This is a genomic window from Acetobacter cerevisiae, assembly GCF_001580535.1.
GTDB lineage: Bacteria > Pseudomonadota > Alphaproteobacteria > Acetobacterales > Acetobacteraceae > Acetobacter > Acetobacter cerevisiae.
This window is the reverse complement of sequence record NZ_LHZA01000157.1, coordinates 132,218-144,924: the sequence shown is the minus strand read 5'-3', so window position 1 is coordinate 144,924 and position 12,707 is coordinate 132,218. Positions and strand designations below refer to the sequence as shown.

General features: G+C 61.1%; 8 protein-coding genes. 6 read left to right on the top strand and 2 right to left on the bottom strand.

All coding sequences use genetic code 11. The features are described 5' to 3' along the window. Positions 1–3 precede the first annotated feature (3 nt). A complete protein-coding gene (locus AD928_RS13485) occupies positions 4–810 on the top strand; it encodes an exodeoxyribonuclease III (protein WP_062251060.1) in 807 nt (268 codons plus the stop codon). Positions 811–903: 93 nt separating this feature from the next. On the opposite strand, the gene AD928_RS13480 is transcribed toward AD928_RS13485, so the two are convergent. Next, positions 904–5,277, bottom strand: a complete 4,374-nt coding sequence (locus AD928_RS13480; protein WP_062251059.1) for a translocation/assembly module TamB domain-containing protein — start codon at positions 5,275–5,277, stop codon at positions 904–906. Continuing rightward, a complete protein-coding gene (locus AD928_RS13475) occupies positions 5,277–7,163 on the bottom strand; it encodes an autotransporter assembly complex protein TamA (RefSeq protein ID WP_062251160.1) in 1,887 nt (628 codons plus the stop codon). The genes AD928_RS13480 and AD928_RS13475 overlap by 1 nt, the downstream gene beginning before the upstream one ends. A gap of 334 nt (positions 7,164–7,497) precedes the next feature. Between AD928_RS13475 and AD928_RS13470 the strand changes: the two genes are divergently transcribed. From AD928_RS13470 to AD928_RS13450, 5 genes are all read left to right on the top strand, one after another. Continuing rightward, a complete protein-coding gene (locus tag AD928_RS13470; protein WP_062251058.1) occupies positions 7,498–8,580 on the top strand; it encodes a lysophospholipid acyltransferase family protein in 1,083 nt (360 codons plus the stop codon). A gap of 94 nt (positions 8,581–8,674) precedes the next feature. Continuing rightward, entirely contained in the window at positions 8,675–10,093 is a 1,419-nt protein-coding gene (gene miaB / locus AD928_RS13465; RefSeq protein WP_082779904.1) for a tRNA (N6-isopentenyl adenosine(37)-C2)-methylthiotransferase MiaB, read from the top strand. After that, on the top strand, positions 10,090–11,211 hold the full coding sequence (locus AD928_RS13460; RefSeq protein ID WP_082779903.1) for a PhoH family protein: 1,122 nt from the start codon (positions 10,090–10,092) through the stop codon (positions 11,209–11,211). Before miaB ends, AD928_RS13460 begins: the two co-directional genes overlap by 4 nt. Further along, the gene (gene ybeY, locus AD928_RS13455) at positions 11,195–11,734 is read left to right on the top strand and encodes an rRNA maturation RNase YbeY (protein ID WP_062251056.1); all 540 of its coding nucleotides are present in this window, start codon (positions 11,195–11,197) and stop codon (positions 11,732–11,734) included. The genes AD928_RS13460 and ybeY overlap by 17 nt, the downstream gene beginning before the upstream one ends. Beyond that, on the top strand, positions 11,731–12,678 hold the full coding sequence (locus AD928_RS13450; protein ID WP_062140422.1) for a hemolysin family protein: 948 nt from the start codon (positions 11,731–11,733) through the stop codon (positions 12,676–12,678). The genes ybeY and AD928_RS13450 overlap by 4 nt, the downstream gene beginning before the upstream one ends. Positions 12,679–12,707 lie beyond the last annotated feature (29 nt).

Sequence of the window (12,707 nt, the reverse complement as noted above, 5' to 3'; positions counted from 1 at the left end):
GCAATGCCTCAGCCCATGCGACTTGTAACCTGGAATATCAATTCCCTCCGCCTGCGCCTGCCCCGGCTTGAAGATCTCGTCACCGAACTGGCCCCCGACATTATCTGCCTGCAGGAAACCAAGGTGCCAGATCCCCTCTTCCCGGAAGACGCCGTGCGCGCTCTGGGCTTTGAGCATCTGCATTACAAAGGCATGAAGAGCTATAATGGCGTGGCCATCCTCTCCCGCCATCCCATAACCCCCCTGGACAATCTGCCGGACTGGCATGGCAAGGAAGATTGCCGCCATGTCGGCGCGGTTATCACCACACCTTCCGGCCCCGTTGAGTTGCATGATTTTTATGTGCCTGCGGGCGGTGACATTCCAGACCCGGACGCCAACCCCAAATTTGCGCACAAACTGGCCTTTGTTGAGGAAGTGACCGAGTGGTTTGAAGAGCGCAAACCGGCTCGCGCCATTCTGGTGGGAGACCTCAACATCGCGCCTCTTGAGCATGATGTGTGGAGCCACAAGCAACTGCTTAAAATCGTCAGCCACACACCGCCGGAGACCGAGCGGCTCAACCGCTGGCTGGAAACAGGCTTTGTGGACGCCATGCGGCATTTTATCCCGCCTCAGGAAAAGCTTTATACATGGTGGTCCTACCGCAACCGGGACTGGCAGAAATCCAACCGCGGCCGCCGTCTGGACCATGTGTGGGTAACGCCGGATTTGGTCCCGAGCCTCACCGGCATGACCGTCGTGCGGGAAGCCCGTAACTGGACCAGCCCCTCGGACCATGTGCCCGTTGTAGTCGATTTCAAGTTTTAAGAGTGTCGGGGAAAGGGGCAGATCCGTCTGCTCCTTTCCCGGCACCCGAGCAAATGCTGACCAGTTCTCTGTGAGCCAGCCAGCGCCCGTGCCTCAGTAACGATACTGCCAGAGCAGGCCCACGCTACTGCCGGGGTCATTTTCCGGCGTGGTAAAGCCGGTCACGTTACCGCCGGTGCCCACTGTGGTGTTCAGCTTGAGGTGCTTGGTCAGATCAACCTGCACCTGCGCCTGCGTGCCTGAACCGGATGTGGCCTGTTTGGCCCCCACATACACGCCGCGCATTACATACTTCCCGGCTTCCACCGTCGTGCCGCCATTGCCGACGCCTGAACCACCGCCAACGGCCAGACGGTCCAGACCCAGTGTTTTGCGTATGGTACCCATCGGGTCGAAAGAGGTGACACCCGTCAGCGTAGCCAGCGCCGTGCCGAGTTCCACCATCTGAGTAGACGACAGGGAATGCGCATCCGTGCCGAACAGCAGCATGGCCAGAACCTGATCCTGCGGCAAAGACGGAATGGATTCAAAGCTGATTTTCGGCGCGCTGGCATATCCACCGACTTTAAGCATCGCGGTTTCCCCGTTCACAGCACGGTCGGCCTCAAAGTCCAGTGTGGGGTCCAGCTTGTGGTCCACGCTGCTGCCGTTAAAGGCGACACGGCCTTTGGTGAAGTTGAGGGAAATCCCCGCCAGATCGAAGTTCCCGCGCTTGAGGTCAAACCCACCGCTGACCAGCGGCGCAGAGCTTGTGCCCTTAACCTTCAGCTTACCCGCCATTTCGGCATCCAGACCGTGCCCGCGTACAAAGAACTTGCCCGGTGATGTCAGGCTCAGATCAAGACCGATCACACTTGCGCTGGCATTCGTCGTCGCAGTATCGGTCTGCGGCTTGTCCCCCGGCCGCACAACATCCAGCCGGGCCACAGAGGATGGAAGCGAGTTGGGAATATTGATTTCCACTTTCCGCAGATCAACATTCCCCGCCACATCCAGCCGGCCTGCGGCCTGCCCTTTAATGGTCATGTCTGAATTCATCACAGCTGTAATCAGGTCGCTGGAGATGGGGCGGGCATCACGAGACACAAAATGGATATCCACCGGCAGCCCCGGTGCCAGAACACCAACGGAGCCGGTCACGCCCATCGTCCCATCGCCTGCTTTTGCGGTCAGGTTCTGAATGACAATGCTGTTGCCCTGCCCGACAATGCGCCCATTGATGGCAGACAGATGCACACCCTGCGCAAAGTCCTGAATGTCAGCATTCTGCAGGTCCACCGTGCCCGTAATGTGCGGAGCGGCCATTGTGCCATCCACCTGCAGGGCCAGCAGAACCTGCCCCAGAGCCTGCCGCGCCTGTGCGCCCAGATAGCCATTGGCAATCGCCAGATCCAGATGCCCGTTGGTGCGCAGATTGACCGGCCCGGTGCTGGTAAGCGGTGCGGTGCCAGCCAGACCAAGCGCGAGTTTAGACCCGGCATCCGCCTGCATCTTCACCTTGGCAGAGGTTCCGGCCAAATCGGCCGTGGCGTCCAGATGCAACGGCGGCAAAGACGCCGCAGCCGAAACACCCTGCATCCGCAGGCCATTGCCCATCAGATGCACCTGCCCCTGCGGGCGCTCCATGGTGCCGCTGACTTTGGCCTGCACAGCCAACGTGCCCTGAGCATGCAGGTCCGGCATGAACGGACGAGCCAGTCCGGGTGTCAGGTTTCGCACATCCACCGTGGCCGCCAGCGTCGGCTTGATGCGGCCAGCGATATCCGCTGTTGCCGGTTCAGCCCCCTGCGTGCCCAATGTAGCGCGCAGACGGTCAACACCCATTGTCTCGCCAAAGGAGATCAAAGCCGGAGCCTGCAGACGGAGATTTTCCTGTTTGGCCGTCGCCGTTAGCTTTTGCAGTTTGACTTCTTTAGCAGGCAGATTGAGCAAAGCTGCCGTATCCAGAGCAAGCGGGCTGCCTGACCATGTTGCCGGACCAATCTGCGCTGTGAGCGCCATGGCATTTTCTGGCCCTTTAGCCGTCACCCGCGCCTGCCCGGTCATACCCGCAGCAGCCAGTCCACCCAGTTTCAGGCTCAGATCCGCATCCGGGTGCGCAGCCGGGTCCTTCACCGTGCCAGCCAGAGCAAGTGACCCAATTTTGGCCTGCGGCATGGCCACATTACCATCCAGCTTCAATGCCACCAGCGGCTTCTCATTAACCTGCGTGGTTTTGACGGAAGCGGCCAGCGCGCCGGAAATGGGTTGCCCGATAACGTCTTTCAGGTCCGCAAGGCGGCCCACTTTCAGGTCCAGTGTGCCCAGTGGCACGACCTCGCCCGATGCAAGAGAGAGCATCCCCTGCCCCTGCACGCTGTTCCAGGACAGCTTTTTGAGATCCAGCTGCCTGCTGCCCTTCTCATCCTGCGCAAAAACAGCATTCAGCAGCAAAGGGGCTTTATTGATGGAACCGTGGGCCTCCACTGTGCCCGCAGGGGCGGACGGCAGATGTTGCAGAGCCGCATCCAGCACCACCGGACCACGCGGCATGGTGGCCGTGCCCGGGTCGCCCTCAAGCTGCAGGTTGGCTGCAAAATCCTGCATCAGCCCTTTGGCTGACAGCGCCAGCGTGACCCCACCGCGCAAAGACGGCAGCGCCTTGGCCAGATCAGGCAGCGCCAGCGTGGACGTGACATCCATGTCCTGCCCGGTATTTACCCGGCCCTGCGCCTTCAGGTGCAGTGCCTGCCCGTCCACAGTCAGGGATGCCAGATCAATCTGCTGCCCTGCAGACTGCGCCGCAGGCTGAGTAGTCTGGGTTTTCTGCTCAGCCTCAACGGCAGAACCAGCCGGATGAGGTGTGGGAGCAGACGTATCTGGTGTCGAAGAACCCGTTTGTTTGGGCGTGACAGAAGGCGCGTGCGTTGATGTCGGCACAGTTGCCCCCGGAGCCGGAGCCGGAGCCGGAGCCGGATGCGGACGCATCGTGGCCGCCAGCGCAAAGGTGCCTTTCGGGCCAATCAGCCCTGCGGCTTGCGGCTGGCCACCGGTAATAGCCAGCGTGCCGTCCGCTTTCAGGTGCGTATCGCCCTCCGCTTTTGCCGGCAGGTCAAACTGCGCTGTAACCCCGGCATTCCCCTTGAGCGGCGTCCCTGCCGCCTGCCCGATGGGAGCAAGATCTGGCAGGCTCAGCGTCACGGTGCCACGCTGGGGCGCTGCCGTCATGACAGAGCCCGTCAAGTGCAGCAACGGATGTGAGATATCCAGTTCCAGCGGTTTACCGGCGGGTTGCGGTGAGAGCTTAGCATCCAGCTGCACCGGCGCAGACGCCAGCAGATTGGGCGTTTTGCCCGGCAGACGCACACCATCCGCCGTCATGACCAGATGCAGCAGGTCCGTTACACCGGCCTGCCCGGTCTGACCTGTGAACGTCGCTTTCAGCGTCCCCACAGCGGCTCCGGCGGCCGCCAGTCTGTCCACCTGCAACTGCGCCGTGCCGTCTGGCTCAGTCATCTTCCCTTTAAGCTGGGCAACCAGATGAATCGCATCCCAGCCAATATCCGGAGTCAGAGCGAGTTGCGGCGAATCAAACTGCGCAGACAACCGCGCCATGTTTCCGGCCAGCAAATTCAGCTCGCCGTCCGCTTTGGTCTTCACCGGCCCGGCAGAGGCAGAAAAACCCAGCACAGCTGCGTTCGTCGGGCCTTTAATGTCTAGCGCCAGAGACAACGGTGTGAGCTGCGGCATTTTCAGCTTAGCCGCAGCAAAACCATCCTGACCTTCCTGCGCATCCAGATGCAGCCCAAGTTTGCCGCCACCGGTGGTGGTCGTCAGATCAATCTGCCCGCTGGCATCCAGCCGTTTGACGTGCAGAGCAATGTCGGATTTCGGCAGTGTGGGCAGACTGAGCCCGTCAATCACCGGGTCAATAGAGGACAGGCTCCCATGCCCAGCCAGAGAGAAACTGGCAGGCACACCCGCCAGCGGCGCACCTACGTTAATCCGCTGCACAGCCAGCGTGCGGATATCAACACTCAGCCCCAGTTTAGACTTTGATGTCGAGGCCGGAGCCGCAGGCGCTGCATTGGGGTCTGATACCGGCAGGCGCGGAATGTTCAGTTCATCCGCCTTCAGGGTGTAAATGCGGGCCGTGCGCCACACCATGCTCAGCGGGGACCAGTTCAGGTCAACATTCCGCAGAGAGAGCCAGACTCCGTCCTTGTCATGCAAGGCGATGGAATCCAGATGGAAATTATCCGGGAACCGGCCAGACATCCCGGCAAGCGTCACGGTGCCGCCCGTCAGCGCCGTTGTCTGCTTGATCAGCAACCCACGGCCCGGCCCGGTATTGGCACCCACCAGAATGGCACCCACAGCCAGAACGGCAACACCCGTCAGAACACCGGCGGACAGACCAATAACTCGCCCGGCGCGACGAAGGACCGAGCGACGCGGGGCAGGATTTGCCTCGTTAGACTCAGCCATCAGAACGTTTCTCCAAGACCGATATACAAATCCCATTTGTCGCCGCGATAGGCGCGATTCAGCGGCACGGCGACGTCCACACGTACCGGCCCGATGGGGGTATAATAACGCACGCCACCACCGGCACCCACGCGCAGCGTGCCGGTAAAGGGCATGCTACTGCTGCCCACCTGCCCGGCATCCACAAACCCGGCCATGCCGAAGCTTTTGAACAACCTCTGGCGATATTCGATAGACCCGGCATCCAGCGATGTCCCACCAATGGCGTAGCGCGTGCGCCCATATTGCGGCCCCACACCCTGCCAGCGATAGCCTCGCACCGTGGCGCTACCACCGGCATACATGCGCTGGTCAGGCGGGATATCGTAAGTCGATGCGCCCTGAATACTGCCAATCATCCCGCGCAGCGCAATAATACTGCGGCCCGGTTTGCTGATACCCAGATGATGGAGGTCAAAATAGGTCGAGGCCGACGCATTCAGAATGGCGAAAAAGGACGTCCCGCTCCCCTTATCCCCCAGCGAGACAGACGGCGTGGCGTTAATGCTGGCACGGACGCCACGCAGAGCCGGTTCAATGGGGTTGCCCACACCCGTATTGTCAAACGTCGCGCCCAGCGGGGCAGAGACAATGGTGTAATCCCGGCTCACATTGAACTGTTCGATATTTTCCTGTTCGGCTGCCAGCCCGAAATTAATGTTCCAGTTTTTATCAATTTTGCGGGTAATCCCGGCATTCACCAGAAACGCCGTCTGGCGATAAGACCAGAACAGCTGGCGCAGCGCTTCAACCCGCACACTCAGGTTCTGGTTGCGGCTGTAAAAATCTGGCTTCATGAAATCCGCATACACATCATAACCCAGCCCCTGCTGGGCAGAACCGCCAAGACCGGTAATCAGAGCCGTCAGCTTCAGACGCTCGGCATTGCCCAGAATGTTGTAATGCGTCCACGTCGCACCCACACGGGCCCCAAGGTCTGTTGAATACCCGGCTTCCGCCCCCACAGACCGCCGTTTGGCTTCCTTGAGTGTAAAGTCCAGCGGCATGGTGCCATTGACCGGCTTGGTGGAACCGTCCTTGACCCCCACGTTGGAAAACACACCCAGCGAGCTCAGATCCTGCCGGGCCGCCTCAATTTTGGAAGGCTGATACAGCTCCCCTTCCTGCACAGTCAGCCTGCGGCGCACAAACGGTTCATGCACACGCTGCAACCCGTCTACATCAATCTTGCCAATATTCAGCACCGGCCCTGCTGAGGCAGGATAGACAATATCCAGCGTATGCGTTTGCGGCTGGAGATAGGCGCGCGGCTTGTCCACCTGTGCGAGCGCATGGCCTTCTTCCCGCCAGGCATCCAGCAGGTTGCCGCCACTGCCCAGCACATCCTGCGCTACAGCATCCTGCCCGGATTTCAGACCGAAAGCCGTCTGCTCAGACTGTGTCAGCGTAACGGGAGTATTGGTTTTCGGGTCCACAACCCTCACCGACCCAAGGTGATAAAGCGGCCCCTTCTGCACCTTGATCTCAGCGGTTACCTTTTCCCCTGCAGGAACGCCCGACAGCCAGTCGGACAGAGCCGGAGACATCCCATCGACCGTGACGGAATCTTTTTCCTTCGCCCGATGCAGGGAAATCTGCACCGTGCCTTCGTAATAGCCGTAACTCTCCAGCGCAGAGCGCATGCGGTCATATTCATTCCGCACCCGCCCGGCCAGCGCAAACGGCCCGACGGCATGCGTCGCCTGCAGGCTCAGCAGATCGGAGGAGGATTTCAGGGCAGCATCAAGATCGGCCTGCCCGGTGCCTGCAAGCTGGGTAACATAAGGCTGCGGGTCCGCCGCCCAGGCGCAGCCTGCTGCCGCACCCCACAGCGTCACACCCGTCATCACACGATTCGCTGTCAGCACGAGGCCATCCAGAACGCCTTTACTGCTCACCTGCACGCACCTCTGCTCTCACAGCCTGTCTCACTCCCTTGCCTCACGCCTCGTGCATCCTGCCTTTTCATGATCACGGCCTGCGTCATGGCGCATCACCATGACAAAAATGAGATCATTTTCAGGCGTTATGGATTTCTCCGCCCCATAGTCCCTTGTGCCATCTTGCAGGCATCTTGCGAAGCACGATTGTCCGAGGGCATCAGTTCGCGTTATGAGAGCCTATGATTTGCCATTCCCGCCGCAAACCCAGCCCCTGCCCGTGCAAGGCAGGCCCAAGATCATGAAGCGTGCCTCCCCCGCTCAGACGCGGTTTTCCGAGACATCAGCCCCGCCGGGCCGTGACATGCTGTCGCCCCTGCCGTCATGGGTCGAAAAGTGGTGTCAGGTCAGCAGCCAGGTCCAGGGCGGCCTGCGGCTGGGGGCTATTACCCTATGGGTTCCGCTCTCCGTCGGGTTTGAAGCCTGCCTGCTGCTGGTGCCGGGCACCGTCAAAATCCGCTGGACGCGGGTGATCTGGGGCGTGCTGTGCAAGCTGCTGGGCCTGCGTATCCGGGTTATCGGCAAGCGGGCCGGCACCGTGGGTGGCGCGCGCGCCCGTGCGCGAGGGGAACGTCCGGTTATTTATATTTCCAACCATTCCTCGTGGCTGGATGTGCTGGTGCTGGGCACGCTGCTGCCATCTGTTTTTGTGGCAAAAGGCGATATTGAGAAATGGCCCATCATGGGGCTGGTCTCCAAAATTGGCCGGACCATTTTTGTCAGCCGCCAGCGCAGCACCACCGGACGTGAGCGTGACCTGATGATCCGCCGCATGGTGGACGGGGATAATCTCATTCTCTTCCCGGAAGGCACATCGTCCGACGGCTCCCGCGTGCTGCCATTCATGTCCGCCTTCTTCGCCATCGCCAAGCTGCCCCGGCTGCGCAATGGTGAGAAAAGCCTGCTGCCTATTACCTACGCCCCCGGCATGTCCCCCATCATCCAACCGGTTTCCGTGGTGTATGATGAGCTGGAAGGCCTGCCCGTCTCCCGCCTGCGCCGCCCGGTTTTTGCGTGGTATGGCGATATGGATCTCGGCCCGCACCTCTGGCAGCTGGTGCAGTGGCACAAGTCCCGCGCCACCGTTGTTCTGCATGAGCCTCTGGACCCGGAACTCTTCCCCAGCCGAAAAGCTCTGGCGCAGGCCGCATGGAATGCCGTCGCGCGCGGCGCGGCCGATTTGCGCCAGAACCAGAACCAGAACCCGGTTCCGCAGCCCGGCCGGTGCGAGCCGTCGGAAATTCCCTACAACAAACCGCGTGTCATGAAACGTCTGCTTGACAGACTGCTCCCACGTTTTGCTTCATACCTGAAGATCCGGTGAGGATCCCTTTTCATGGCACACCACCCCTCCGTTTGCGGAAAAGACTCTTGACCTCTGGCCTCACTGGCCCGATTTCCTCCCCCTGCCGTATGGAATGGGCCTGCGGCGTGCCGGAGCCCCTGCTGTCATGACTGGACTTCCTTCTTCTTCCACCGCCCCGCGCGGCCTGCATGTCATCACATGGGGCTGCCAGATGAACGTATATGACAGCGCACGGATGAGCGACGTGCTGCGTCCGCTCGGCTACCAGCCGGTAGACACCCCTGACGCCGCCGACATGATCATCCTCAACACCTGCCATATTCGGGACCGAGCGGCGGAAAAGGTGTTCTCCGAACTCGGGCGCCTGAGGAAGATCAAGGAAGCGCGTGAAACCGCAGGCCAGCCGACCATTATTGCCGTCGCAGGCTGCGTGGCGCAGGCGGAGGGGCAGGAAATTCTGGCCCGCGCGCCGTATGTGGATATCGTGCTCGGCCCGCAGACCTATCATCGCCTGCCGGAAATGGTGGCCCGCGCCGCCCGTGCCGGTGGCGCGGTGATTGAGACGGACTTCCCCGCAGAGCAGAAGTTTGACTTCCTGCCAGACACCGCAGCGCCGCAGACCCCCGGCAACCTCACCGCCTTCCTCACCATTCAGGAAGGGTGTGACAAATTCTGCTCCTTCTGCGTGGTGCCCTACACACGCGGCGCGGAAGTCAGCCGGTCTGTCACCTCCGTTCTGGCGGAAGCACGCCGGATGGTGGAAAGCGGCGTGCAGGACATCAGCCTGCTGGGCCAGAATGTAAACGCCTATCACGGCACCGGTCCGGACGGAGAGGTCTGGGATCTGGCACGGCTGGCGTACGCACTGGCCGCCATCCCCGGCCTGAACCGCATTCGCTACGCCACATCCCACCCGCGCGATATGGATGACGCCCTGATTGCCGCTCATCGGGATCTGCCGGAACTCATGCCCTACCTGCACCTGCCGGTGCAGTCCGGGTCCGACAAAATTCTGCGCGCCATGAACCGTGGCCACACGGCGGATGAGTATCGGGAGATTGTCCGTAAACTGCATGCCGCGCGGCCGGACCTCGCCCTGTCGTCTGACTTCATTGTCGGCCATCCGGGTGAAACGGATGAGGATTTTGAGGCCACCATGCAGCTGGTGCGGGATGTCACCTTTGCGCAGGCCTATTCCTTCAAATACTCCCAGCGCCCCGGAACTCCGGCAGCCGGTGCCCCGTTGCAGGTACCAGAGGATGTAAAAGACGCACGCCTGCAAGCCTTGCAGGCCTTGCTGCGGGAACAGCAGGATGCTTTCAATCAGTCTCTGGTCGGGCAGACGGTGCCGGTCCTGTTCACGTCAGAAGGGCGTAAGCCGGGGCAGATTTCCGGTCGCTCCCCCTGGCTCCAGCCTGTGCACGTCACCGGATCGCCTGATCTGATTGGCCGGGAAGTGCCCGTACGCATTACCGAACGCCTGACCAACTCTCTGAACGGTATTCTGGAAGAGGAGAAAGTTTACGCTTGAGCACCATAGTCCAGCCCCTTTCCTCCGCTCTCTCCCTCTCTGGCGGCACGGCTCCGGAAAAACCGGTGACCCTGCTGTTTGAAGACAACACGCTGCTGGCCCGACTGGTGGGAGACCATGATCGCAATCTGCGACATCTGGAGGAAGGGCTGGATGTACAGGTCGCCCATCGCGGAAACCGCATCTCCATCAAGGGCTCGCCGGAGCATGTCGCTCTGGCCCGCACAACGCTCAGCACACTTTACCAGAAACTGGCCGCCGGGGGCGTGGTGGATGTCAGCATGATTGAAGCTGTCATCCGCATGACCCAACTGCGCGAAAGCACAAGGCACACCGATATGCAGCGTTCAGGCTCTGAGACCGAGACAACAGCCCCCGCACCACGCTCTGAGGCCACACCGACTCTCCCTGCCCTGAAAATGCGCCACGGCGTGATTGAACCCCGCTCCCCCGGTCAGGCGGCCTATATGCAGGCGCTGGCCAAAAAGGAAATGGTGTTCGGTATTGGCCCAGCAGGCACGGGCAAAACCTATCTGGCCGTGGCGCAGGCAGTCGCCATGTTGCAGGCGGGCTCGGTGGACCGGATCATCCTCTCCCGCCCGGCAGTGGAAGCAGGCGAGCGTCTCGGCTTCCTGCCCGGCGACATGAAGGACAAGATCGACCCGTACCTCCGCCCGCTTTATGACGCCCTGCACGATATGCTGCCGGGGGATCAGGTGGTACGGCGGATGGCAGCAGGCGATATTGAGGTCGCCCCGCTGGCCTTTATGCGCGGGCGCACCCTCTCCCACGCGTTCGTCATTCTGGACGAAGCCCAAAACACCACCATCGCGCAGATGAAGATGTTCCTGACCCGCCTCGGGCCGGGGTCACGCATGGTTGTTACCGGAGACCTCACCCAGATTGATCTGCCTCCGGGCACGACATCCGGGCTGAAGGATGCTCTGGAAACGCTGGAAAATGTGCGCGGTATCAGCATCACACAGTTTGACGCGGCAGATGTCGTACGTCACAGACTGGTCGCGCGCATTGTGGAAGCGTATGATGCAAGGACGACGGCTCTCAGGGGATCGCCCCGTAACAATCGCCGTCAGGAGAACAATGGAACCGCCAAGTAGCACAAGCCACGTTCACGAAAGGAATGTGGCTGGCCCGGAAAGTCTTGCCGCTGCAGGGTTTTTCCCATCATGCGCGTTTGAAGAAACGCCTGAAATTCTGATAGAGGACCGGCGGTGGCACTGCCATGTGCCCCGCCCGGAACACCTGATACGGCGCGCACTGGCCGCCTGTGAAGGCTATGGCCGGCAGCCCGGCAGCGTTGTGCTCTCAACAGACCGCGTCGTGCGTGTCCTCAACGGGCAGCACCGCGGCAAGCACCGCCCCACCAATGTCCTGACCTTTGACCCGCCCCCCGGCATTCCCGGCGGAGACGTTATTCTCGCGCTGGAAACCGTGCTGCGGGAGGCCCGTCAGTCAGGCAAGTCCGTCAGCCATCATCTGGCGCATCTGATCGTTCATGGCAGCCTGCATCTGGCTGGGTATGATCATCATCAGGCGGGAGAAGCCCGCGAAATGGAAATGCTGGAAGCGCGCCTGCTCTCCCGGCTGCATATTCCCAATCCATGGAAGCCACGGGCATGAGCGAGCACGAGTCCACACGGTCTGAGGGACAGGACACGCCTGGTCGCGGCGGTCTGTTCTCCTTTTTCAGCCGTAAGAAGCAGGCTCCCGGCCTGCGCAGCTCCATTGCCGCCCTTGTCCAGCAGGCCGCCAACGAATCGGAGACGCCGGAAGGCGAAAAACCGGAGCTGGACCGGCAGGAGCGCGTGCTGATTGCCAACATCCTGCGCCTGCGGAACATCTCGGCGGATGACGTGATGATCCCGCGCCCGGATATTGTCGCCATGCCGGTCTCCATCAGTCTGGATGACGCACTGGCGATGATGCGGCGGGAAAACCACTCCCGCATGCCGGTCTATCGCAACCAGCTGGATGATATTGTGGGCATGATCCATGTGAAGGATCTCATCGCCTATGTTGGCACCAGTGAAGCGTTCAATATCGAACCCCTGCTCCGCCAGCCGCTGATGATTGCCCCGCAGATCCCGGTGATGGACCTGATGCTGCAAATGCGCCTGCGGCAGACGCATCTGGCGCTGGTGATTGATGAATATGGCGGCGTGGACGGTCTGGTCACCATTGAGGATCTGATTGAAACCATCGTCGGCGATATTTCCGACGAGCATGATGAACCCGCCGTGACCATGATTACGGAACGCCCCGACGGCACGTATGACGTGGATGCCCGCTGCCCCGTGCAGGAATTTGAGCAGCGGATTGGCGCGATTCTCACAGCCTCTGAAAAGGAAGCGGAAATCGAGACCATCGGCGGTCTGGTGTTCCGGATGGCGGGCCATGTGCCAGCCCGCGGGGAAGTGCTGACGCACGAAAACGGCTATGTTTTCCGGGTGCTTGATGCCGATGCCCGGCATATCCGCAGGGTACGGGTCCGCAAACTTCCAAATGCCGCAGAACCCACACCCAGCGAAGGCGAGCGCGGCGACGAGACCCCGCGTACGGGTTGACGGAAAGACCGTTCTGCCGTCATCCCTAA

What these genes read in the sequence shown, in the direction of transcription:
- AD928_RS13485 (WP_062251060.1), top strand. Translation starts at nt 4, where the DNA reads ATGCCTCAGCCCATGCGACTTGTAACCTGGAATATCAATTCCCTCCGC.
- AD928_RS13475 (WP_062251160.1), bottom strand. Translation starts at nt 7,163, where the DNA reads ATGACGGGTGTGACGCTGTGGGGTGCGGCAGCAGGCTGCGCCTGGGCG.
- AD928_RS13480 (WP_062251059.1), bottom strand. Translation starts at nt 5,277, where the DNA reads ATGGCTGAGTCTAACGAGGCAAATCCTGCCCCGCGTCGCTCGGTCCTT.
- miaB (WP_082779904.1), top strand. Translation starts at nt 8,675, where the DNA reads ATGGGCCTGCGGCGTGCCGGAGCCCCTGCTGTCATGACTGGACTTCCT.
- AD928_RS13450 (WP_062140422.1), top strand. Translation starts at nt 11,731, where the DNA reads ATGAGCGAGCACGAGTCCACACGGTCTGAGGGACAGGACACGCCTGGT.
- ybeY (WP_062251056.1), top strand. Translation starts at nt 11,195, where the DNA reads ATGGAACCGCCAAGTAGCACAAGCCACGTTCACGAAAGGAATGTGGCT.
- AD928_RS13470 (WP_062251058.1), top strand. Translation starts at nt 7,498, where the DNA reads ATGAAGCGTGCCTCCCCCGCTCAGACGCGGTTTTCCGAGACATCAGCC.